Genomic DNA, 22,610 nt, shown 5'->3' on the forward strand with positions numbered 1-22,610 from the left:
CAAAAAAAAGAGTGCCCCGATAACACCGCGGGGGTGCGGCTGTGGACCTGCGGGCACACGCCGGCCAGGTCGCTGGCGGGCGCTGCAATGGCATGAATACCCGCCCCAGTTGTGAGTGAATACTCAGGCGTTTGCGCGGTCAGTACAAATCAGTTCGCTCAATCACCCGATAAGATTTTCAAATAGTGATTGGTAATCCTACGAGTATTGCTTATTTGTAACCTGGCTATTGGCAGCCGTGCTTGGCGACACTCCTTTCAGCTTTTCCGTTGCCCTTCGGTTTCGAGAATGTAATCAACCAGCGCCTGGGCCGGCGGTGTCAGGGAGCGCTGGGCCTGGCTGAGGATGCCAATTTCGCGCACCACGGCGGGGTCCGCCAGGGGGATGAATTTCAGGTTGGGGTTGTCCTGGGGAAAGGCGAACCAGGGCAGGGTGGTGATACCCATATCGACATCCAGCATGGCAATCAGCGAAATCATGTTGGAAATATAGAACTGGGCACTGTCGATCAGTTCCTCGGCATCGCTGTTGGCGAGCAGCCGTGTGGTGCCGTTGCTGATCTGGCGATGACCGCGCAGCTGCTTCCAGTTCAGCTGTGTCTCGCAGGCCAGGGGGTGATTGCGGTGGCAGACGACGCCGACGCGGTCTTCCCACACCGGGATAAAGGTCTTGTCACTCTGGGGTTCCCACAGGCTGGCGATACCGAAGTCCACCTGGCGGCTGTCTACCATCTCCAGCACCCTGTCGGAGTTGGCGTCAAAGATGCTCAGGTGCAGCTCGGGCGTATTGGCCATGAAGCGTTGCAGAATGCCGGGCAGCATGCGGCTGGCGATCGAGGGCACGACCGCAAGGCGCAGATGCCCGGTCTTGTGCTGCACCAGCAGCGCCATGTCTTCGGCGATGCGGTCGTGATGGGCGATCAGTTCCTTGGCCTGGGGCAGAAAGTGCTGGCCGAAAGGCGTGAGCTCGGTCTTGGCGGTCTTGGCGTTGCGCTTTTCAAACAGGCCTTCTCCCAGCTTGTTTTCCAGGTCGCGAATCGACAGCGAAATGGCCGGCTGGGTGCGGTGCGCCTTTTCAGCCGCGGCATGAAAGCCCTTTAGTTCGGCGACCCAGACAAAATGACGCAGCTGCGCAATCTTCAGTTCGGCCAGCATAATAAGTTCTCCTTATCAGGCGATATTTACTATTAATTTTTATTATTAAACTGCCCGATCTAGTATGCAAGCAACGAATAGGAGGTGCATATGTCTGACGCAATTTACCGTAACTACATCGATGGCAACTGGGTTGAGGGTAGCTCAAGCGTTGCCAATATCAGCCCGTCCGATACCAGCGATCTGGTGGGACACTATGCGCAGGCCGATGCCGCCCAGACGGAGCTAGCGATAGAAGCGGCTGTGCGTGGCCAGGAAGCCTGGGCACAGAGCGGCCTGGAGCAGCGCTACTCGGTGCTGATGGCCATTGGCGATGAGCTGATTGCACGCAAGGATGAGCTGGGCCGTCTGCTGTCCCGCGAAGAAGGCAAAACCCTGGCCGAAGGCGTGGGTGAAGTCTACCGCTCCGGTCAGTTCTTCCATTACTACGCCGCCGAAGTGCTGCGCCAGATGGGCGAGACTGCCGATTCTGTGCGCCCCGGCGTCGAAATCGAAACCCGTCGCGAGCCCGCCGGTGTGATCGGCATCATCACTCCCTGGAATTTCCCGGTGGCTACCGGTGCCTGGAAAATTGCCCCGGCCCTGGCCTTTGGCAACGCCGTTGTGTTCAAGCCGGCCAACCAGGTACCGGCCAGCGCCTGGGCACTGACGGAGATTATCTCCCGCCAGGGACTGCCCGCCGGCACCTTTAACCTCGTGATGGGACCGGGATCTGCGGTGGGCGATACCCTGATCCACTCCAAGCGTATCAATGCACTGACCTTTACCGGCTCGCTGGAAACCGGCCGCAAGGTGGCCGCCGCCACGGCGGTGAACCTGGTGAAGTGCCAGCTGGAAATGGGCTCCAAGAATGCCCTGGTGGTACTGGATGATGCCGACCTTGAGCAGGCGGTGGAGTGTGCCGTCAGCGGCGCCTTCTTCGGCACCGGGCAAAAATGCACCGCATCCTCGCGCCTGATCGTGACCGAAGGTATTCATGACCGCTTCGTGGACGCCGTGATTGAGCGCCTCAAGCAGATCCGTGTCGGCAACCCGCTGGAGGAAGGCGTGCATATCGGTGCCGTGGCCGATGCCCGTCAGCTGGAACAGAACCTGCGTTATGTTGAGCTGGCCAAGCAGGAAGGCGCTCGCCTGGTGTTCGGTGGCGAGCGTATCCAGGCGTCCACCGAGGGCTACTACATGCAGCCTGCGCTGTTCGTCGACAGCACCAATGCCATGACCGTTAACCGCGAAGAGGCCTTCGCGCCCCTGGCCTGCGTCATCAAGGTGAAGGGTTTCGAGGAAGCCCTGGCGACCTTGAACGACACCGAGTTTGGCCTGACCGGCGGCATCATGACCCAGTCGCTGAAATATGCCAGCGAATTCAAGCGCCGCGCCAAGACCGGTTGCGTGATGGTGAACCTGCCGACCGCCGGCACCGATTACCACGTACCCTTTGGTGGCCGCAAGAACTCCAGCTTTGGTCCGCGTGAACAGGGCAGCTATGCCCGCGAGTTCTATACCGTCGTCAAGACCACCTACATCCGCGCCTGATCGAGCACCTGATCCGGCGTCGGTGCTGTTTCGCAGCCCGACGCCGGGCTTTTACTCGCCCTTAATTATCTGTCTCTTACCTTTTGCGGGGGCCATCCGATGCATAACGAACTGATAGTGATCGACGGACTGCAGTACTCCCACTGGGATCGCGGCATTTTCGAGCAACTGCGCGAAGGCGGTGTGACCGCGGTGCACGTGACCATCGTCTACCACGAAAACGCCCGTGAAACCCTGACCCGGCTGGGGGAGTGGAACCTGCGTTTCGAGCAGCACGGCGACCTGATCATGCCGGTGCGCAACGCCGGTGATATCAGGCGCGCCAAGGAGCTGGGCAAGGTCGGTATTATTTTCGGTGCCCAGAACTGCTCGCCGATCGAGGACGAAATCGCCCTGATCGAGGTGTTCCGCGAGCTGAATCTCATGATCATGCAGCTGACCTATAACAACCAGAGCCTGCTGGCGACCGGTTGCTACGAGTCGGACGACAGCGGCCTGACCCGCTTCGGCAAGCAGGTGGTGGGTGAAATGAACCGCGTTGGCATGATTGTGGACATGTCCCACAGTGCCGAGCGCAGCACGCTGGAAGCCATCGAGTACTCGCAGCGTCCGATCGTGATCTCCCACGCCAACCCGGATTTCTTCCACGAAGCCAAGCGCAACAAGTCCGACAGGGTGCTGCAGGCGCTGGGCGAGTCCGGTGGTCTGCTGGGTTTCAGCCTGTATCCGTTCCATCTGAAGAACGGCTCTGACTGCACCCTGGATGATTTCTGCGACATGGTGGCACGGACCGCCGACATCATGGGTATCGAGCAGATCGGCATCGGTACCGACCTGTGCCAGGACCAGCCACTGTCGGTGCTGGAATGGATGCGCAATGGCCGCTGGTCCAAGGTCATGGACTACGGCGAAGGCTCCGCGGCCAACTCCCAGTGGCCCAGGCCCCTGTCCTGGTTCCGTGACAGTCGCGACTTCCCCAATATCACCGCAGGGCTGCTCAAGCGCGGTTTCAGTGCCGAGGATGTGGCGCGGATCATGGGGCTCAACTGGCTCAACTTTCTTGATCAGGGGTTGCAGCCCGCCGGCTGAAACCCACTGAACAGGTGATTCCTTCCCCTAGCGGGTCTTTCTCAGGAGGCTAGCATGAATAACAACAATCCAGCCCCGGCGGCGAACGCCAATGCGTCGCTCCCCCGAAACACCTTACTGGCCGGTGTGGACCTGCCGGTATTCTTTCTCAGCGGCGGTGCCCTGCTGCTGTTCGTGGTTTTTGCACTCTATGATATCGAGCTGGTGTCGGCCTGGGTCAACAGTGCCTTTGCCGCCTCGACCCAACTGTTCGGCGCCTACTGGCAGGTGCTGTTGCTGCTGACCTTTCTGGTGGGCCTTTGCCTGGCGATCGGGCGCACCGGTGCCGTGGTGCTCGGTGGCATCAAGGCGCCGGAAATATCCACCTTCAAGTGGATCTGCATCATCATGTGTACCCTGCTGGCCGGGGGCGGCGTGTTCTGGGCCGCGGCCGAGCCCATGGCACACTTTACCTCGCCGCCACCGCTGTTTGCCGGCGATGAGGCGGGCGGTGCCCAGGCGGCCTATAACGCCCTGGCCCAGAGCTTCATGCACTGGGGCTTCCTGGCCTGGGCGATTCTCGGTAGCCTGACCGGTATCGTCTACATGTACCTGCATTATGAAAAGGGGCTGCCGCTCAAACCGCGTACCCTGCTGTATCCGGTGTTCGGGGATCGCGTGATGACAGGTCCTTTCGGCACCCTGGTGGACTCCTGTTGCGTGCTGGCGGTTGTGGCCGGCACGGTAGGGCCGATTGGCTTCCTGGGGCTGCAGGTCAGTTTCGGACTTGAAAAGCTCTTCGGTATCCCGGACACCTACAGCACTCAGGTGGCCATCCTGGTGGGGCTGATGGCGATCTATACCCTGTCCGCTGTCAGCGGTGTAACCCGCGGTATCCAGCTGCTCAGCCGGGCCAATGTGGTGCTGGCGGTCATTCTGATGGCGTTCATTCTGTTCTTCGGGCCGACCGCCTTTATTATCGACGGCTTTTTGCAGGGCTTTGGTCTCTACCTGGACAAGTTCATTCCCATGGCGACCTTCAGGGCAAGCCCGGGCTGGCTCGACTGGTGGACGGTGTTTTTCTGGGGCTGGTTCCTGGGCTACGGTCCGCTGATGGCGATGTTCGTGGCGCGTATCTCCCGTGGCCGCACCCTGCGCGAGCTGGTGCTGCTGATCTCGGTGGTGGCGCCCGTGATCACCTGCTTCTGGTTCACCATAGTCGGTGGCAGCGGTCTGGCGTTCGAACTGGCTAACCCCGGCGTGATTTCCGAGCCCTTTACCGGTTTCAACCTGCCGGCGGCGCTGCTGGCCATTACCGAACAGCTGCCCATGGGCTTCATGATCTCGGTGCTGTTCCTGATCCTGACCACCATCTTCGTGGCCACCACGGGTGACTCCATGACCTATGCCGTGTCCATGGTGATGACCGGTACTGACCACCCGCAAGCTGCGGTGCGGGTCTTCTGGGGCATCATGATGGGCGTTGTGGCAGCGCTGCTGATCTCAATCGGTTCCGGCGGTATCTCGGCGCTGCAGTCCTTTATCGTGGTGACCGCTGTCCCCGTATCCCTGGTGCTGCTGCCCTCCCTGTGGACGGCGCCGCGCATCGCGCGCCAGATGGCGCGGGAACAAAAACTGATCGACTGAACCCGCCGAAAGCGGAGGCCGGGCGGCCATAGGTGTCGCCCGCAGCCTCGGCCGGCCTTCTTAACAAGACCCGGGAACTGAAGAGTTTATGAAACAGATTGTCAAAACCGACCTGTACGCCTCCAAGGCACCGCTGGAGTGGGCGGTGATCGGTAACGGAACCCTCTACACCGCGCAGATTCCCATCGACACGGCCGGACAGGTCGTTGCAGGCGGGATCGAAGCCCAGAGCCGGCAGACGATGGATAACCTGAAACATACGATAGAGGCTGCTGGTCTCGGTATGCAGGATGTCACCCAGGTGCTGATCTACGTGACAGACCGTGCGTTTCTGCCGGTGTTCAACCAGGTGTATGCGCAGTACTTCGAGGCGCCTTACCCCAACCGGGCGGCCATGGTCATTGCGGGCCTTGCCCGAGAAGAAATGCTGGTCGAAGTGGTTGCCTATGCGGCCGTCCCCGACGCCTGATTACCCGCAGCTTTGTTTGCGAACCGCCGTTTCCCCTGTGGAACGGCGGTTTTTTCGTTCTGCTGTGCCTGCCATTCGCCTGCTACTTGCCTGACCGCCTAGCGACGTCCGTTGCCTGAGCCGGTTTTGGGTTTGGGCCCTGGTTTTCAAGTTGCGTTTTTGTGCCGCCTTGCGGGCGATTTCATTCATCAGGCGAATGACAGGAAGACTCTGACAGGCTAGCAGTGGCTCTGCTAGCGACGTCCGTTGCCCGAGCCGGTTTTGGGTTTGGGCTCTGGATTTCAAGTTGCGTTTTTGTGCCGCCTTGCGGGCGATTTCATTCATCAGGGGAATGACAGGAAGGCTCTGACAGGCTAGCAGTGGCTCTGCTAGCGACGTCCGTTGCCCGAGCCGGTTTTGGGTTTGGGCCCTGGTTTTCAAGTTGTGTTTTTGTGCCGCCTTGCGGGCGATTTCATTCATCGGGGAATGACAGGAAGGCTCTGACAGGCTAGCAGTGGCTCTGCTAGCGACGTCCGTTGCCTGAGCCGGTTTTGGGTTTTGGTTTGGGTTTTTGTGCCGCCTTGCGGGCGATTTCATTCATGAGGCCGCTGATGTCCAGACCCTGGCAGGCGGCCAGCTGATCGACACTCGCGTACAGGTTCGTGGGCAGAGGGCGTGGGCCGGGCTTGGCCTGGGCACGCTGCTGAGCTTCTTCGGCCTGGCGTTCCTGGCGCTCCTTGTCCAGGCGCAATTGCTCGAGGCGTGCCTGTTCAAGGCGTTCTTCTTCGGCGGCTTTTTCCTGTGCCATTACCTTGATTTTCGCCTTGAGTTTGTAATCAAGGTCGAGAAGATCTTCCATGCTGAGTGACATGAGCCACTCGGTTATATTGTCATTGCTCATCAATGTCCGGTTTTTCGGGTATCAGCGAGGGGCGAAAATGCCTGTCGCGTATTATGGAAGGGTTGCGCAAAAAATACAGGCTTTTAGCGCCTAAAATCAAGCGCTGAGTATTCAATGGGGCTGATCGTGATGCCATTGAGCCGCGCAGCGGCCTGTCAGCCTGGTTTTGCCATGCAGCCTCGGCTACTTTACTTTGTAAACACTGTTTAGTAATCTGTGGCCAATACTAAACACTGTTTATTAATTGGCGGATCTGCGGAGGCAAGCATGGCCCGACGCCGAGAACATTCCCGTGAAACCCTTGCCGAGCTCGCGCTGTGCGCGGCCGAACGTCTGCTGGACGAGCAGGGCATCGCCGAGCTGAGTACCCGCCGTATTGCCGCGGACATCGGCTACAGTGCCGCGACTCTCTATTCGGTGTTCGATAACCTCGATGACCTTTGCTGGCAACTGAATGCCCGTACGCTGGCGCAACTGCTCGCACAGCTGGATGCGCTGGGCGAGATGCCGCCGCGCGAGGCGCTCAAGGCCTATGCCCTGTGCTATGTGGCCTTTGCCGCCCGCTGGCCTGAGCGCTGGAGTCTGCTGTTTGAGCATCGCACGCCCGAAACCCTGCAGGTACCAGCCTGGCTGAATGCGTCGATCGAGCGTCTGTTTTTGCAGATCGAGGGTCGCCTGGCTGAACTGGTGCCCGAGGCGAGCGCGTCGGAACGGGCGCTGACGGCCCGTACGCTCTGGAGTGGGGTGCATGGCGTGGCCGTGCTGCAGTTAAGGGGCAAGCTGTTTTTACCGCCCCAGGGAAAACAGGAACAGATGCTGACAACGCTGGTGGATTACCACCTGGATGGCTGGAGTTTGAGTCGGGAGAGCAGGACATGAGTGAACTTTTCAAGCTGCGCGGGTTTCTGGCCTTTGTATCGGTGGCCTTTATCAATGCCTTTGTGGACCTGGGTCACAAGATCATCATCCAGAATACGCTGTTCAAGACCTTTGACGGCCAGCAGCAGATCCTGCTCACCGCGGTGGTTAACGGGCTTATTCTGCTGCCCTTTATCATGTTGTTCACGCCCGCCGGCTTTATTTCGGACAAGTACCCCAAGCACCGGGTGATGCGCTTTTCCGCCTGGGCCGGAGTGCTGGTAACGCTGCTGATCACGCTGTGTTACTACCAGGGCTGGTTTGTGGCGGCCTTCGGGCTGACCTTCGTGCTGGCACTGCAAAGCGCGTTCTATTCGCCCTCCAAGTACGGCTATATCCGTGAACTGGTCGGTACCGCCCGGCTCAGTGAGGGTAACGGCTGGATTCAGGCGGCCACCATGGTGGCCATATTGTCGGGCATCATGGTGTTTTCGCTGCTGTTCGAGATGCGCCTGGCGGACCTGCTGGTCCTGCCCCAGGACCCGGCCGAGGTGGTGCAGCAGATCGCGCCGCTGGGCTGGTTCCTGGTGGCCGGCGCCGCGCTGGAAACTGTGCTGGCGCACCGCCTGCCCGCGCTGACCAAGACCGATCGACAGCTGCACTTCGACTGGGCTGCCTACCGCCGCGGTCGCACCCTGGCGGCGAACCTGTCCCATATCGCCGGTATCCGACCCATCTGGCTGTCGATCCTGGGTCTGGCGACTTTCTGGTCCATAAGCCAGGTCATGCTGGCGGTGTTTCCGGCCTTTGCCAAGGAAACCCTGGGGGAGCAGAACACCTTTGTCATCCAGGGCGCCATGGCGCTGGCCGGTATCGGCATTATGGCCGGTTCCATGCTGGCCGGGCGCCTGTCGCGGCATCACATCAATACCGGGCTGATTCCGCTCGGTGCCGCCGGCGTGGCACTGGGGCTGTTATTGCTGCCCCATGCCGCCTCACTGGGTTTCTCGGCGGCGCTGTTCCTGATGATTGGCCTGTTCGGCGCCCTGATGATCATTCCGCTGAACGCGCTGATCCAGTTCAATGCTGACCGCCATGACAGCGGCCGCATCCTGGCGGGTAACAACTTTATTCAGAATGTGGCGATGCTGAGTTTCCTGGGCCTGACGGTGCTGTGCGCCTTCGCCGGGATTTCCGGCCTCTGGCTGCTCTATGGCCTGGGTGTACTGGCGCTGGCCGGCGCCGTCTTCGCCATTGTGACGCTGCCCGAAGCGCTGATTCGCCTGATCGTGGCCATGGTCCTCAAGCGCAAGTATCGCCTGCAGGTGCTGGGGTTTGAGCACCTGCCTGAAGATGGTCGCGGCACCCTGCTGCTGGGCAACCATATCAGTTGGCTCGACTGGGCCATGGTCCAGATGGCCTGTCCGCGGCATGTGCACTTTGTGATGGAGCGCAGTATTTACGAGCGCTGGTACCTGCGCGGCTTCCTGGACCTGTTCGGGGTGATACCGATCTCCGGCGGCAACAGCCGTGCAGCGCTGACGCGGGTCAGCGAGCTGCTGCAGGCCGGCAAGGTGGTCTGCCTGTTTCCCGAAGGCTCGATCAGCCATACCGGGCAGCTGGGTACTTTCAAAAAGGGGTTTGAGCGCGCCTGCGAGGGGATCGCCCAGGACAGCGCCGCGGTCATAGTGCCGTTTTATCTGCGCGGGCTCTGGGGTAGCCGTTTCTCGCGCTCCAGCAGTCGCCTGCAAGCCAGTCGTCGGCACGGTCTCAAGCGCGACCTGATTGTCGCCTTTGGCGCGCCGGCGCCGCTGCAGAGCACGGCCGAGCAGGTGAAGAAGCGGGTATTCGAATTATCGATTCACGCCTGGAACTCCTATACCGACACGCTGGAAACCCTGCCCAGGGCCTTTATCCGCACGGCGCGACAGGCGCCGGCCCAATGGGCCATCAGCGATGTGCGTGGCGCGCCCCTGAGCTACCCGCGCCTGCTCTGTGCCTGCGCGCTGTTCAGTCGGCGCTTCAAAAAGGTGCGCAGCCCGAACATCGGTCTGTTGCTGCCGACCTCCAGTGCCGGCGCCATCGCCAACATGGCCGCGCTGATGGCCGGCAAGGCGCTGGTCAACCTGAACTTCACGGCGACGCCCCAGGCGCTGCTGGCCGCCGCCGAGCAGGCGCAACTCGATACCATCGTCACGGCCCGCCAATTCCTGGTGCGTCTCGAGTCCCGTGGCATCGATACCCAGGCGCTTTTCGCCGGCCGCACGGTGCTCTATATGGAGGACATCAAGGCTTCCATCGGCAAGGTGGAAGCCCTGAGCATGCTGGTGGCGGTGCGGCTGCTCCCCGTGGCGGTGTTGCAGGCCTGGCTGTGCCGACGGGCACAGCTGGACGATACCGCGGCGATCCTGTTTTCCTCCGGCAGCGAGGGGGCGCCCAAGGGCGTGATGCTGAGTCACCGCAATATCCTGTCCAACATCAAGCAGATCGGTGATGTGCTCAATGTGCGTGATGATGACTGCTGGATGGCGACCCTGCCGCTGTTTCATGCCTTCGGACTCACGGTGACCTGCCTGCTGCCGCTGATCGAGGGGATTCCGGTGGTCTGTCATCCGGATCCCACCGATGCGGTCAATATCGGCAAGGGCGTGGCGCGCTTTCGGGCCACCCTCATGTGTGCCACCTCGACCTTCATGCGGCTCTATGTGCGCAACCGCAAGCTGCATCCGCTGATGTTCCAGTCGCTGCGCCTGATGGTGGCCGGCGCCGAACGGCTGGATCCCGCCGTGCGCGATGCCTTTGAGGCGCGTTTTCATGTGCCGGTCCTCGAAGGTTACGGTTGCACCGAAACCACGCCGGTGGCCACGGTCAACCTGCCGGATCATCTGGATACCCGCTGGTGGACGGTGCAGCACGGCAGTCGTGCGGGCACCGTGGGGCTGGCTCTGCCGGGCTCCACGGTACGCATCGTGGACCCCGCCACGCTGGAGGAGCTGCCCGCCGGTGAGGCCGGGCTGGTTCTGATCGGCGGTACCCAGATCATGCGGGGCTACCTGAATGACCCCGAGCGTACCGCTGCTGCCATCGTCGAGCGCGACGGCCTGCGCTGGTACAACACCGGCGACAAGGGGCGGCTGGACGAGGAGGGCTTTCTCAGCATCCTGGATCGCTACGCGCGCTTTGCCAAGATTGGTGGCGAGATGGTCAGCCTGCAGGCGGTGGAAGATGCCGTGGCCGCGAGCCTGGACGGCGAGGATTGCGCGCTGCTGGCGGTGGCGCTGCCGGATGCGCGCAAGGGCGAACGGGTGGTCCTGCTGGTAGCGCCGCCCGCAGTGGCGCCGCAAGAGGTGCGCCGTCGCCTGATGGCATCGGTGACACCACTGCTGCAGCCCAGCGAAATCTACGCGGTGGACGAGATTCCGCTGCTGGGCAGCGGCAAGCGTGACTTTGCTGCCGCCCGCGTCCGCGCCCAGCAGCTCAGCGACGCCAGGTGCGAGACGCAGGCAAGCGCGGGCCTGGCGTGAGGCTGACCCTGTGCCGATCCGGCGGCGGTGTCATGGCGGTGCTGGACGGCGGCGCCCAAAACGTGAATAATTCCCGAGCAATTAAGTAGGGTATAGCATCGTGTTCGATAAACTATTTGGCCGCCGCAAGGCGACAGGAGCGGAATCCCCCATGCAGCAAACGCGCGCGCGTATCGAAGCAGTTCTGGGCCAGCACCAGGATCCCTATCTGGGTACGGACCTGGTCAGTGCCGGTGCCATCAGTGGTGTCGGTGAAGAGGCAGGTCAGTGTGTCGTCACGCTGACGCTGGGCTACCCCTGTAGCGATATCCGCACGGCGCTGGCTGCCGAGTTGGCTCAGCTTGTCAAGGCGCAGGTCGACCTGGACGTCAGGTTCGACATCGTGCAGAAAATCGAACCCCACCAGGCGCAACGCAACCTGCGCAACCTCGATGGCGTGCGCAATATCATCGCCGTGGCGTCCGGCAAGGGCGGGGTAGGCAAGTCCACCACCACGGTGAACCTCGCGCTGGCGATGGCCCAGGCGGGTGCACGGGTGGGCGTGCTGGATGCGGATATCTATGGCCCGAGCCTCGGGCTGATGGTGGGGGTGGCACCCGGTGTGCACCCGGACTCGGATGATGAAAAATACTTCAAGCCGGTTCAGGCCCAGGGTCTGCAGACCATGTCCATGGCCTACCTGATTGACGAGAATACGCCGATGGTCTGGCGCGGGCCCATGGTCAGCGGTGCCCTGCAGCAGTTGCTGACCCAGACGCTGTGGGATGATCTGGACTATCTGTTTATCGACATGCCCCCCGGCACCGGCGACATTCAGCTGACCCTGTCGCAAAAGGTGCCTGTTACCGGTTCCGTGGTTGTAACCACGCCGCAGGATATTGCCCTGCTGGATGCGAAGAAGGGTATCGAAATGTTCCGCAAGGTCGATATCCCGGTGCTGGGCGTGGTGGAGAACATGAGTACTCACCTGTGCAGCAACTGTGGCCATGAAGAGCATATATTCGGTGCCGGCGGCGGTGCCCGTATCGCCGCGCAGTACGATACCGAATTGCTTGGTGCCCTGCCGCTGTCGTTGCAGATCCGCGAGCAGACCGATGCCGGCAAGCCGACAGTGGTGGCGGACCCGAACGGGCAGGCGGCGCAGAGCTATCTGGCGATTGCCCGGCGTGTGGCCGGCAAGATCGCCCGGCGCAATGCCAGCCAGGGGCCGGCGTTCCCGAATATCTCCGTTCAGAACGACTGATCCCCGCCCGGTACAGTTGGGGCGTCGGCGGGTTGGGTTGCAGTGAACCCGCCGCGCTCCATACTGGCCTGTTCAGTCGGCCTGCAAACCGGTAGAATGTCGCGCCATTCAGATTTCATGACAGACGGACAACCTATGGGAATCAAATCCGATCGCTGGATTCGCCGCCAGGCGCAAGAGTGCGAGATGATTACACCGTTCGAGCCCGGTCAGGTGCGTCATACCGACCGCGGCCCGATCGTCTCCTATGGCACCTCGAGCTACGGCTACGATGTGCGCTGCGCCGACGAATTCAAGATCTTTACCAATATCAACTCCACCATCGTCGATCCCAAGGACTTCGATGCCGGCAGTTTTGTTGATGTAAAATCTGATGTTTGCATTATTCCGCCCAACTCCTTTGCCCTGGCGCGCACGGTGGAGTACTTTCGCATTCCCCGTGATGTGCTGACCATATGCCTGGGCAAGAGCACCTATGCGCGCTGTGGCATTATCGTCAACGTCACGCCGCTGGAGCCCGAGTGGGAAGGTCATGTGACGCTGGAATTTTCCAACACCACGCCACTGCCCGCCAAGATCTACGCCAATGAAGGCGTGGCGCAGATGCTGTTTCTGGGGGCCGACGAGGTCTGTGAAACCTCCTACAGGGATCGCAACGGCAAATATCAGGGACAGACCGGGGTTGTGGTACCCCGGACATGAATACCGGCACGGCGGTCGACCCGAATCACATCATGAAGCACAATCGCGAACAGATTAACGAGTTCTGGCAGCAGGTTGAACAGACGATTGACCTGCTGCTGCACAGTCAGCAGGAAAGTCATTTCGAAGCCGATATGCTGCTGAACCAGTACAGCGATATCCTGCGCGAGATCGACTCGAACCTGACGTTCCACTTCGAGCGGGACGAAGACGAAGGTCCGGTGGAAATGATCTTTGGCTGTGATGGCTACCCCGAATCCATCGGCATGGTGTTGAGTCTGGTGGGTGCGGCGCCCAAGCTCAGCGGTATCCAGTTCAAGGCATTCAATCACCGTTACGACCCGGTGCCCGGGTTTATCAATGTCGGTGATGAATACTGCGAACTGACCGATTACTGGTTCGCCCTGCGCCTGGTGGATGCCAAGCTGCGCCTCGAGGTCTACATGGATGATGTGCCCAAGGAGCTCGACCTGGACCCGCGGGTTGAGGCGGTGATGATTTTCCTGGATGCGCTGATTGGCGAGTACGAGCTGATGACCCGCATCTGGAGCCTCGACTGGCTGGAACGTCCGGCGGATCCGCGGGACTACGGTTTGCGTCCTTTGGCTGAGTTGCGTGAAGTATTCGACCGGGACAAGGCGGCGGTCGCCCCCATCGGCATGACCATGCACTGAGCCGCTGTTGGCGGTTTTAATGCCGGCTTTAGTGGCGGCCAGACACTATAAAGGCGCTACCTTCGGGTAGCGCCTTTATTGTTTGTGTTGCTTGCACTTGTTCTCGCAGCTTATACCGTTATCTTGCTTTCACCTTTCACCTTTCACCTTTCACCTTTCACCTTTCACCTTTCACCTTTCACCTTTCACCTTTCACCTTTCACCTTTCACCTTTCACCTTTCAGCTGCCTAATGCAGCTGCGGTCGGGGCTGGTCGTCATCCGGCAGGATAAGGTGGCCGCTGCTGTCCCGGGCCAGGGCACCGCGCTCGGACGCCAGCTCCAGCAATTGCTGCAGCAGCATGTGGGTCAGGTGGCTGCTGATAATGATGCCGGCGGGCGGATCGCCGTCGAACAGCTCCGGGTCGACCAGGTCGTCGGGTCTGAGCCCCAGCAGCAGCGGGTTTTCCGCCACCAGGGGGGCGATATCGTCGGGGGAAAAGACCGAAAAGTCCGAGGAGGTTTTCAGCGCCAGCTGATAGGCGTCGTGGACTTCGTTTTCCAGTAGCCGGCTGTATTCGGACTCCGCCGCCTGAAACAGCTGCGTCAGGTCACTGACGCCTGTCTTGCCGGCGTTCTCCAGTGCCCGGGCCGAGCGGCTGTAATCCACCGAGGGGGGCTGCGGACGGTGCTGGCCGAGTTCCGTCTCGTCTACCAGTACATTGCCGTTCTCGTCGGCCTCTAGCCATTCGTTTTCGACCGCTACCGTCAGCAGGCCATCCAGCGCGGCGGCCATGATATTGCAGCAGATAATCAGGCCGACAGCGGGGTTGTCGCGCTCCTCCGGAGCCTGTATCAGGTCGCCGGCGCGGGCGGCGAGCAGGGTGGGGTCCTCGTCGATTATGCACGCCAGAGCGTCGCCATCAATGTGCAGCTGTTCATGACACAGGCGCTCGGCCGTGAGATAGGGCTGCTGGCAGCCGTTATCCTGCATCTCCTGCACGTAGGCTACCCGTACTTTTTCCAGAATTCGGGTTAGCAGGTTGCTCATGTCGATTCTCCAGTGGCTGGCATTGCGTAATGCAGCGGTTGAGCTAATGTTTTAGTCAGAGTGGTCGATTGCCTTCAGTATGCACTCCGTGTTCGCAGAGTGCGATAGACAGACAGAAGGGGGCTTGATATGAAAACCAGACAGGGCGCAACGCCTGACGACGATGACGACGATGGCAGTGTCTATGTGCTGTCAGAAAACTAGTTAACCGCATCATACCGAAAAACCGGCGCCCAGGCGCCGGTTCTGCGTTCAGTGTCGCCTTGCCAGCAACCGTTTAGCCTTTGTCGGTGGTTTCGAGCCAGTTGTCCAGGGTCGTCAGGTCCTCGGGACTCAGGGTGCCCAGTTGCTGTTTCAGGCTGAACAGGTTGGCAATAAAGTCCAGTCGGGCATTGGCGTGATCGCGCTGGGCGGCATAGAGCGTGCGCTCGGCGTCAAGGACGTCCACCACGTTGCGGGTGCCGACATTGAAACCTTCCTGGGTGGCCTGCAGGGCGGTTTCGCTGGAGCGGATGCTCTGCGCCCGTGCATTCACACTCTGGACGTTGGTGCGCAGGCTGCGCAGCAGGCTGCGGGTTTGCTGGGTCACCGCCAGCAGAGTGTCCTGGCGATCCTGCATCGCCTTGTCGAGCAGGGCTTCAGCTTCGCGGGACTGGGAGCTGGTCAGGCCGCCCTGAAAAATGGGTACCCGCAGCGCCAGGGCGACGGTACTGGTGTCGCCGGCGTCAAACCCGGATACGCTGCTGGTGTCGCTGTCGTAACTGGCATTGAGGTCCAGGGTCGGGTAGTGACCGGCACGGGCGAACTGTGCCGTGCGGCGTGCCACTTCAATACTGTTGTCGGCGATCATCAGGCCCAGGTTGTTCTGCCAGGCCTTCTCCAGCCATGGCTGGGGCTCGGCGGGTGTCGGGCTCTGTACCGGATAGTCCGGCTTGAGGGCATCGACGCTGCGAAAGGGGGAGCCTGCCAGGCGGTCGAGGGCTTCATAGCTGTTATCCAGTTCCCCTTCGGCTTCGATCTGGCGTACGACGGAGTTGTCGTAGCTGGCCTGGGCTTCCTGCACATCGGTGATGGCAATCAGGCCCACTTCGAACTGGGCGTTGACCTGGTCGAGTTGGCGCTGGATGGCGCGGACTTCGGCGCGGGCGCTGTCGAGGTTGTTGATGGCCCGCAGTACCGCGAGGTAGGCGCTGACGCTGCGCAGTACCAGTGCCTGCTGGGCCTGGTCAAATACCAGGCCCGCCTGCTCGGACAGTACCTCGCCTCGGCGCAGGTTGTACCAGCGTGCCGCAGAAAAAACAGACTGGCTCAGTGTCAGGGTAACGCCGGTGCTGTCGTTGCTGCCGGCTTTTTCGGTGTCGGTCCAGCCGGCGTCGGCGCCGGCACTGATTTCCGGCAGCAGGGCGGCGCGTGCCTGGGGCAGGGCTTCCTGTCCGGCCTGCAGGCTGGCGGCGGCGGATTTGAGCTGGGGGTCGTTTTCCAGTGCCTGCTGGTAGAGGTCGACCAGGCTGGCGGCCTGGGACTGGGCGCTGGCGAACCCCAGGGCAAGGGCCAGGAGTAGTGGACGGTGGCGGTGGGGGAGCGATTTCACAGAGTGCGTCCTTTATTGCGGATGGGGAAGCGGGGCGACATCCTTGAAGGTGCGCTTGCCGAGGAAACTATAGACAGTGGGGATGACGAACAGGGTCAGCAGGGTGCCGAAGGTCATGCCGCCGACGATCACCCAGCCAATCTGCTGGCGTGATTCAGCCCCGGCGCCAAAGGCGATGGCCAGCGGCAGGGCGCCCAGTACAGTGGCGCCGGTGGTCATCAGGATCGGGCGCAGGCGCAGGCCGGCGGCGCGAAGGATGGCATCGCGCAGCGCCATGCCCTGGTCCTGCAGCTGGTTGGCGAACTCGACAATCAGAATGCCGTGTTTGGTGACCAGCCCCACCAGGGTGATCAGGCCGATCTGGCTATACACGCTGAGGGTGCCGCCGCTGTAATGCAGCGCGAGCAGGGCGCCGCACAGTGCCGGTGGCACTGACAGCAGGATGATGAGTGGGTTGCGGAAGCTTTCGAACTGGGCGGCCAGCACCAGGAAGATAAAGCACAGTGCCAGGGCGAAGGTCAGCTGCAGACTGCTGCTGGACTCCTTGAATTCCCGCGAGGGCCCGGTGTAGTCAAAGCTCGCAGCGGGCGCGATCTCGGCCAGGTTCTGCTCGAGGAAGCTCAGGGCTTCGCCCAGGCTGTAGCCCGGTGCCAGCAGGGACTGCAGCTTGACCGCCCGCACCTTGTCGAAGTGGTTCAGCTCCTTGGGGGCCACGGTTTCGCTCAGCTCGACCAGGTTGGCCAGCTGGATCATGTCCCCAGCCGGGCTGCGAACATGGATATCCGTCAGGTCGCTTGGGGTGCGCCGATTGGCATCCTCGATCTGGACGATCACGTCATACTGCTCGCCATCGCGCTTGAAGCGCGTCACATTGCGCCCGGCCATGTAGGTTTCCAGCGAGCGGCCAATGCTGTCGACCTCCAGGCCGATGTCCGACACCTTGTCGCGATTGACGATGAGCTGCAGCTCGGGCTTGTTGAGCTTCAGATCGCTGTCCGCCTGGATGAAGTTCGGGTTCTGCCGCACCCGGTTGAGCAGTTCATCGCTGATGCGCTTGAGCTCGCTGTAGTCGGCCTGGGACTTGATCACGAATTCCACCGGGCGCGAGATGATGCTCTGGCCCAGGGACGGCAGGTTCATGGCAAAGGACATGGTGCCCGGTACGCCAGCGTAGAGCTGCGGCGTGAGGGACTCGACGATCGCCTGCTGCTTGCGCTCGCGTTCCTCCCAGCGGCTCAGGCCGATAAAGGTCAGGGTGTTGGTTTCGGTGGGAAAACCCACCACCGTGAAGAAACGGTTCTGCTCCGGCACGCCGCTGATAATGCCTTCAATCTGGCGGGCGTAGCGGTCGACGTAATCCGGCGTGGAACCCTCCGGGGCAATGGAGAATGACATGATGGTGCCGCGATCCTCGAAGGGCGCGAGCTCCTCTGGCAGCTGCTGGTAGAAGAAGGTGCCGGCGCCGATACTGGCCAGCATGATCACCAGCGTCAGCAGGCGGGAATGCAGCACAAGCTCCAGCAGGGCCTGGTAACCCCGCGCCAGCGTCAGCAGCCAGCCCTCGATCAGGTTGAACAGCGCCGAGTGGCGCGTTTCGTGGTGCAGCATGCGCGAGGCCATCATCGGCGACAGGGTCAGGGCCACAAAGGTGGATACCACCACGGCGCCGGCCAGGGTCAGGGCGAACTCGGTAAACAGCCGGCCGGTGCGTCCTTCGGTAAAGGCGACCGGGGCGAAAACGGCCACCAGGGTGAGGGTTGTGGCAATGACGGCAAAGGCGATTTCCTTGCTGCCCCTGAAGGCCGCCTGAATCGGGTCCAGCCCGTCCTCCACGTGGCGGTAGATGTTTTCCAGCATGACGATGGCGTCGTCCACCACCAGGCCGATGGCCAGCACCAGCGCCAGCAGGGTCAGGGTGTTAATGCTGAACCCCATCAGGTGCATCATGGCAAAGGCACCGACCAGGGACAGCGGAATGGTGATTACCGGTATCAGGGTGGCGCGCAGGTTGCGCAGGAAGAAGAAAATCACCAGTACCACCAGGGCGCCGGCCTGCAGCAGGGTCTGGTACACGGACTTGATGGACTCGTCGATAAAGACCGAGGAGTCGTAGGCCACCTCGACGCGCATGCCGTCCGGCAGGCTGGGCTGCAGCCGGGCCAGTTCGTCGCGGATGCCGCTGGAGACATCCAGCGGGTTTGCCGTCGCCTGTTTCACGACGCCCAGGGCCACGGCGCTTTCGCCGCGAAAGCGCGTGATGATGCGCGTGTTCTGCGGTGCGACCTCCACCCGGGCCACATCGCGAATCCTCACCGGGTAGTGGTCGATATTGCGCAGAATGATGCGCTCGAATTCTTCGACAGCATTGGTGTCGGTACGGGTCAGGATGGTGAATTCGCGGTCCTGGCTTTCGATGCGGCCGGCGGGGATCTCGACGTTCTGCCTGCGCAGCGCCGCTTCGATGTCCTGCGGAACCAGGCTGTAGGCCGCCATGCGGTCGGGGTCGAGCCAGATGCGCATGGAGTAGCGCCGTTCACCGAAAATAAGCACATTGGCCACCCCGGCCACGGTCTGCAGGCGGTCTTTCACCTGCTGGTCGGCGATGCGGGTGATTTCCATCGGGTTGTGATGGTCGGAGGCGAAGGACAGGTAAATGATGGGCTGGGCATCGGCTTCGGTCTTGGAAACCACCGGCTCGTCGATATCCTCCGGCAGCTGGGCGCGAATGCGGCCAACGCGGTCACGCACGTCGTTGGCGGCCTGGTCCGGGTCGCGCTCGATCTTGAAGGTGATGGTGATCTGACTGCTCTCGGTGCGGCTGATGGAGTTCATGAAATCGACCCCCTCGATGCCGGACAGCGAGTCCTCGATGATCTGGGTCACCTGGGATTCGATAATCGAGGCGCTGGCGCCGGGGTAGGTGGTTTCAACCGTGACCACCGGCAGGTCGATCTTGGGGTATTCGCGCACTGTCAGGCGGTCGTAACTGATAAAGCCGATCAGCAGAATCAGCAGGCTCATGACCGTCGCCAGCACCGGCCGCCGGATACTGATATCGGGCAGAATCATTGCGGAGCGTCCTGTGCCGGGGCGTCACTGGAGCCATCGACGAACACCGGCGTCACCGGCATGCCGGGGAAGAGCTTGAGGTGGCCGGCCGTGACGATGGTATCGCCGGCGCTGGCGCCCGCCAGTATCTGCACCTTGCCCGGGCGGCGCTGTCCCAGGGTAACCGGCACGATTTCGACGGTATTTTCGGCGCTGACCCGCATCAGGCTGACCCCGCCTTCCTGCAGCATGACGGCCTGTTCCGGTACCAGCAGAGCCTGGTCATCGGTAGCGCCCTGGAGTTCAATGCGGGCAAAGAGGCCGGGCCTGAGGGTGCCGTCGCTGTTGTTGATGCGTGCGCGCAGCACGAGGTTGTGGGCGCGGCTATCGCTGCTCGGTGACAGTGCATAGATCTCGCCCTGGAAAACGCGTCCGGGGAAGGCATCGACCTGCACGCTGACCGGTTGGCCCGGCGCGACGGCGGGCAGGTAGATCTCCGGAATGCGAAAATCCAGCTTCAGGTTGCGGGTGTCGATCAGCTCGACCAGGTCCTGGCCGGTGCTGACGTAGTCGCCCGGGCTGACGCGGCGCAGGCCGGCGATGCCGGCAAAGGGCGCGCGAATACTCATCTTGTCGATGCGGGTCTGTGCCAGGGAAGCTTCGGCTTCATCGACCTGCAGCTGGGCCAGGGCGGCGTCGCGGTCATTCTGAGAACCGACCTTGCGCTGCAGCAGGCTCTGGGCGCGTTGGTATTCCTGCTGGCTCAGGTTGACCCGGGCTTTGGCCTGGGCCAGGGCAGCCCTGTAGAGCGCGGTATCGAGTTGAAACAGCACGGCGCCGGCTGCCACGGGCTGGCCTTCCTCAAACAGGATGTTGCGAATCTGGCCGCTTTGCTCCGGTCGTATCAGCACGCTTTCATTGGCCTGCAGGTTGCCGACGGCGCTGATGCTGGGCGTCAGGGGTTCGGTTTGCAACCGGATGACTTCGGCCGGCAGGCCCTGGGGCTGCTGTTCATCTTCGCTGCCCCAGCCGGCGGTCGGCAGGGCCAGCAGCAGTGGCAAAATCAGGTCGCGGGCTTTCATGGGGCGTTCGCATCCTTGTCGTGGCTGTTCGCGAGGCGGTTTGCAGGGCAGGGCGGCAGTACCTGCTCCCATAGCAACTGGACCATGGTGCTCAGGGGCGCGGTGGAGTCTTCCACCTGCATGCGCAGCAGCGCGCCCTGCCAGCAGTTCCAGATCAGCTCGGCCAGGGCGCGGGCACTGATGTCGGTGCGCACCGAGCCTTCCTGCTGGCATTGCAGCATATCCTGTTCCAGGGCATCCAGAATACGGTGTGTGGCGCTGACGATACAGTGGCGAAAGGCGTCGGAGGCGGCGCCAATCTCGCCGGACAGGTTGGCCAGCAGGCTGCCCATGCGAAAGCAGTGCGCCTGGCTGGTCTGAATCTCGGTCTCGATCTTGTGGCGCAGGCGTGCGGCGTGGCAGCCCGGCGGCTGGTCGGCCTGCAGGTTCCAGCATTCAAATGCCTGGCTCTGGAAGTGGCGGATGATTTCAATGGCAAACTCTTCCTTGCTGCCAAAAAAGTTGTAGAAAGAGCCCTTCGATACCTGGCAGGCATCCAGAATCTCCTTTAGGCCGGTGCCGTGGTAGCCCTTGCGGTCAAACAGTTCCATGCCCATTTCGAGAATGCTTTCGCGGCAATGTTCGGGTTTGCGTCCGCGGTTCATTTTATCTAGACCGGTCATGCTAAAAAGGAGCAGGCATTCTAGCGCTAACCCGCGGCCATTAAAACCTGCGAAGATTGTGGTCTTGTTGCGAGGGGCAAGGAGCAAGGAGCAAGGGGCAAGGGGCAAGGGGCAAGGGGCAAGGGGCAGGGAGACAGGGGCAAGGCAAAGGCAGCGCGCAGGGGTCTTAGATGGATACAAAAACGGGCCCCGCAGGGCCCGTTTTTAGTACTGTAGTGAAAGCAGAATTAGCCCGCCAGGGCCTTGCTGATGCGGCCGATGGCGTCCTGCAGGGTTGCCAGGCTGGTGGCGAACGACAGGCGCATGTTGCCCGGCGCACCGAAGGCCGAGCCCGGTACCAGGGCGACACCGGCTTCGTTCAGCAGGAACTCGGCCAGGTCCAGGTCGTTCTCGAAGCGCGGATCGGCATCGATTACACCCTGGAAACTCGGGAACGCATAAAAGGTGCCGTCCGCCGGGATGCACTCAACGCCCTTGATGGCGTTGAGGGCTTCCAGCACATAGTCGTGACGCTGGCGGAAGGCCTTCACCATCTCGGCCACGCAGCCCTGGTCGCCTTCAAGCGCGGCCTGGGCGGCCACCTGGGCGATAGAGGTGGGGTTCGAGGTGCTCTGGGACTGGATCTTTTTCATGGCGCCAATCAGCTTGGCGGGGCCGGCGGCATAGCCAATGCGCCAGCCCGTCATGGAATAGGCCTTGGAGACGCCGTTCAGCACGATGGTGCGCTCGTACAGTTCCGGGCAGGCGTTCAGAATGTTGCAGAACGGCTGGTCGTTGAGCAGGATGTGCTCGTACATGTCGTCGGTGGCAACCATGACCTGCGGGTGCTTTTTCAGCACCTCGCCCAGCGCCCTGAGTTCATCCAGGCTGTACGCCACGCCCGTGGGGTTGGACGGGCTGTTCAGTACCACCAGGCGGGTACGCTCGGTAATGGCGGCTTCGAGCTGTGCGGCCGTCATCTTGAAACGCTGTTCCTGGGTCGTGGTGACAATCACCGGCGTGCCGTCGGCGACCAGGACCATGTCCGGGTAGGACACCCAGTAGGGCGCGGGAATGACCACTTCATCGCCGGCGTTCAGCAGCGCCAGGGACAGGTTGAAGAAGCTCTGCTTGCCACCACAGGACACCAGAATCTGGTTGGCCGCGTATTCCAGGCCGTTGTCCTGCTTGAACTTGTTAATAATGGCTTTTTTCAGACCCGGGGTGCCATCGACGGCGGTGTACTTGGTGAAGCCTTCGTTCAGGGCGCTGATGGCGGCCTGCTTGATATGGTCCGGGGTGTCGAAATCGGGTTCGCCTGCGCCCAGACCAATAATGTTCTTGCCGGCCGCGCGCAGTTCGGCTGCACGGTTGGTAACCGCAAGCGTCGGGGACGGTTTGATACTGTTTACACGGTCTGAAAGTTGAACGTCCAAGCCACAATCCTCTATTAGTCGGTGCTGGATT

The 22,610-nt window shown here is 61.6% G+C and carries 17 protein-coding genes; 9 read left to right on the forward strand and 8 right to left on the reverse strand.

What is annotated here, in order from left to right:
* Positions 1–257: 257 nt before the first annotated feature.
* Positions 258–1,154, reverse strand: coding sequence for a LysR family transcriptional regulator (locus KDW95_RS02170; RefSeq protein ID WP_255854604.1), 897 nt, complete (start codon positions 1,152–1,154; stop codon positions 258–260).
* 90 nt (positions 1,155–1,244) lie between these two features.
* Here KDW95_RS02170 and KDW95_RS02175 point away from each other — a divergent pair, with 90 nt between their 5' ends.
* From KDW95_RS02175 to KDW95_RS02190, 4 genes are all read left to right on the forward strand, one after another.
* Complete coding sequence (locus tag KDW95_RS02175; RefSeq protein WP_255854605.1) at positions 1,245–2,687, forward strand: aldehyde dehydrogenase family protein; 1,443 nt, start codon at positions 1,245–1,247, stop codon at positions 2,685–2,687.
* A gap of 99 nt (positions 2,688–2,786) precedes the next feature.
* Complete coding sequence (locus KDW95_RS02180) at positions 2,787–3,776, forward strand: dipeptidase (RefSeq protein WP_255854606.1); 990 nt, start codon at positions 2,787–2,789, stop codon at positions 3,774–3,776.
* A gap of 54 nt (positions 3,777–3,830) precedes the next feature.
* The gene (locus tag KDW95_RS02185) at positions 3,831–5,402 is read left to right on the forward strand and encodes a BCCT family transporter (protein ID WP_255854607.1); all 1,572 of its coding nucleotides are present in this window, start codon (positions 3,831–3,833) and stop codon (positions 5,400–5,402) included.
* A gap of 88 nt (positions 5,403–5,490) precedes the next feature.
* The gene (locus tag KDW95_RS02190; protein ID WP_255854608.1) at positions 5,491–5,871 is read left to right on the forward strand and encodes a RidA family protein; all 381 of its coding nucleotides are present in this window, start codon (positions 5,491–5,493) and stop codon (positions 5,869–5,871) included.
* A 502-nt stretch (positions 5,872–6,373) separates the two neighbouring features.
* Here the strand turns inward: KDW95_RS02190 and KDW95_RS02195 are convergent.
* Positions 6,374–6,751, reverse strand: a complete 378-nt coding sequence (locus tag KDW95_RS02195; protein ID WP_255854609.1) for a hypothetical protein — start codon at positions 6,749–6,751, stop codon at positions 6,374–6,376.
* 267 nt (positions 6,752–7,018) lie between these two features.
* On the opposite strand from KDW95_RS02195, the gene KDW95_RS02200 reads away from it, so the two are divergent.
* The 5 genes from KDW95_RS02200 (at position 7,019) to KDW95_RS02220 (ending at position 13,752) form a co-directional block, all read left to right on the forward strand.
* On the forward strand, positions 7,019–7,630 hold the full coding sequence (locus KDW95_RS02200; RefSeq protein WP_255854610.1) for a TetR/AcrR family transcriptional regulator: 612 nt from the start codon (positions 7,019–7,021) through the stop codon (positions 7,628–7,630).
* On the forward strand, positions 7,627–11,133 hold the full coding sequence (locus tag KDW95_RS02205; RefSeq protein ID WP_255854611.1) for an acyl-[ACP]--phospholipid O-acyltransferase: 3,507 nt from the start codon (positions 7,627–7,629) through the stop codon (positions 11,131–11,133). The genes KDW95_RS02200 and KDW95_RS02205 overlap by 4 nt, the downstream gene beginning before the upstream one ends.
* Positions 11,134–11,284: 151 nt before the next feature.
* Complete coding sequence (gene apbC / locus KDW95_RS02210; protein ID WP_255854612.1) at positions 11,285–12,376, forward strand: iron-sulfur cluster carrier protein ApbC; 1,092 nt, start codon at positions 11,285–11,287, stop codon at positions 12,374–12,376.
* A gap of 135 nt (positions 12,377–12,511) precedes the next feature.
* Positions 12,512–13,078: a dCTP deaminase gene (gene dcd, locus KDW95_RS02215; RefSeq protein WP_255854613.1), complete on the forward strand. Its 567-nt coding sequence runs from the start codon at positions 12,512–12,514 to the stop codon at positions 13,076–13,078.
* Positions 13,075–13,752: a hypothetical protein gene (locus KDW95_RS02220; protein ID WP_255854614.1), complete on the forward strand. Its 678-nt coding sequence runs from the start codon at positions 13,075–13,077 to the stop codon at positions 13,750–13,752. Before dcd ends, KDW95_RS02220 begins: the two co-directional genes overlap by 4 nt.
* A gap of 228 nt (positions 13,753–13,980) precedes the next feature.
* On the opposite strand, the gene KDW95_RS02225 is transcribed toward KDW95_RS02220, so the two are convergent.
* The 6 genes from KDW95_RS02225 to KDW95_RS02250 all read right to left on the reverse strand — a co-directional run bounded on the left by KDW95_RS02225 (position 13,981) and on the right by KDW95_RS02250 (position 22,579).
* Positions 13,981–14,781 carry a hypothetical protein gene (locus tag KDW95_RS02225; protein ID WP_255854615.1) on the reverse strand — a complete coding sequence of 267 codons (801 nt, stop codon included), beginning with the start codon at positions 14,779–14,781 and terminating at the stop codon, positions 13,981–13,983.
* Positions 14,782–15,058: 277 nt separating this feature from the next.
* Positions 15,059–16,372: a TolC family outer membrane protein gene (locus tag KDW95_RS02230; RefSeq protein WP_255854616.1), complete on the reverse strand. Its 1,314-nt coding sequence runs from the start codon at positions 16,370–16,372 to the stop codon at positions 15,059–15,061.
* A 12-nt stretch (positions 16,373–16,384) separates the two neighbouring features.
* Positions 16,385–19,441: an efflux RND transporter permease subunit gene (locus tag KDW95_RS02235; RefSeq protein WP_255854617.1), complete on the reverse strand. Its 3,057-nt coding sequence runs from the start codon at positions 19,439–19,441 to the stop codon at positions 16,385–16,387.
* The gene (locus KDW95_RS02240; RefSeq protein ID WP_255854618.1) at positions 19,438–20,502 is read right to left on the reverse strand and encodes an efflux RND transporter periplasmic adaptor subunit; all 1,065 of its coding nucleotides are present in this window, start codon (positions 20,500–20,502) and stop codon (positions 19,438–19,440) included. The genes KDW95_RS02235 and KDW95_RS02240 overlap by 4 nt, the downstream gene beginning before the upstream one ends.
* The gene (locus tag KDW95_RS02245) at positions 20,499–21,146 is read right to left on the reverse strand and encodes a TetR/AcrR family transcriptional regulator (protein WP_255854619.1); all 648 of its coding nucleotides are present in this window, start codon (positions 21,144–21,146) and stop codon (positions 20,499–20,501) included. Before KDW95_RS02245 ends, KDW95_RS02240 begins: the two co-directional genes overlap by 4 nt.
* A 245-nt stretch (positions 21,147–21,391) precedes the next feature.
* Complete coding sequence (locus KDW95_RS02250; RefSeq protein WP_255854620.1) at positions 21,392–22,579, reverse strand: pyridoxal phosphate-dependent aminotransferase; 1,188 nt, start codon at positions 22,577–22,579, stop codon at positions 21,392–21,394.
* Between the last annotated feature and the right edge of the window lie 31 nt (positions 22,580–22,610).

The sequence above is a fragment of the Marinobacterium rhizophilum genome (assembly GCF_024397915.1).
Classification (GTDB): Bacteria; Pseudomonadota; Gammaproteobacteria; order Pseudomonadales; family Balneatricaceae; genus Marinobacterium_A; species Marinobacterium_A rhizophilum_A.

Excerpts from the sequence above, each read along its gene's own strand:
- KDW95_RS02180 (WP_255854606.1), top strand. The coding sequence starts at position 2,787 with ATGCATAACGAACTGATAGTGATCGACGGACTGCAGTACTCCCACTGG.
- apbC (WP_255854612.1), top strand. The coding sequence starts at position 11,285 with ATGCAGCAAACGCGCGCGCGTATCGAAGCAGTTCTGGGCCAGCACCAG.
- KDW95_RS02205 (WP_255854611.1), top strand. The coding sequence starts at position 7,627 with ATGAGTGAACTTTTCAAGCTGCGCGGGTTTCTGGCCTTTGTATCGGTG.
- KDW95_RS02175 (WP_255854605.1), top strand. The coding sequence starts at position 1,245 with ATGTCTGACGCAATTTACCGTAACTACATCGATGGCAACTGGGTTGAG.
- KDW95_RS02190 (WP_255854608.1), top strand. The coding sequence starts at position 5,491 with ATGAAACAGATTGTCAAAACCGACCTGTACGCCTCCAAGGCACCGCTG.
- KDW95_RS02170 (WP_255854604.1), bottom strand. The coding sequence starts at position 1,154 with ATGCTGGCCGAACTGAAGATTGCGCAGCTGCGTCATTTTGTCTGGGTC.
- KDW95_RS02220 (WP_255854614.1), top strand. The coding sequence starts at position 13,075 with ATGAATACCGGCACGGCGGTCGACCCGAATCACATCATGAAGCACAAT.
- KDW95_RS02200 (WP_255854610.1), top strand. The coding sequence starts at position 7,019 with ATGGCCCGACGCCGAGAACATTCCCGTGAAACCCTTGCCGAGCTCGCG.
- KDW95_RS02195 (WP_255854609.1), bottom strand. The coding sequence starts at position 6,751 with ATGAGCAATGACAATATAACCGAGTGGCTCATGTCACTCAGCATGGAA.
- KDW95_RS02245 (WP_255854619.1), bottom strand. The coding sequence starts at position 21,146 with ATGAACCGCGGACGCAAACCCGAACATTGCCGCGAAAGCATTCTCGAA.
- KDW95_RS02225 (WP_255854615.1), bottom strand. The coding sequence starts at position 14,781 with ATGAGCAACCTGCTAACCCGAATTCTGGAAAAAGTACGGGTAGCCTAC.
- KDW95_RS02185 (WP_255854607.1), top strand. The coding sequence starts at position 3,831 with ATGAATAACAACAATCCAGCCCCGGCGGCGAACGCCAATGCGTCGCTC.
- KDW95_RS02235 (WP_255854617.1), bottom strand. The coding sequence starts at position 19,441 with ATGATTCTGCCCGATATCAGTATCCGGCGGCCGGTGCTGGCGACGGTC.
- dcd (WP_255854613.1), top strand. The coding sequence starts at position 12,512 with ATGGGAATCAAATCCGATCGCTGGATTCGCCGCCAGGCGCAAGAGTGC.
- KDW95_RS02240 (WP_255854618.1), bottom strand. The coding sequence starts at position 20,502 with ATGAAAGCCCGCGACCTGATTTTGCCACTGCTGCTGGCCCTGCCGACC.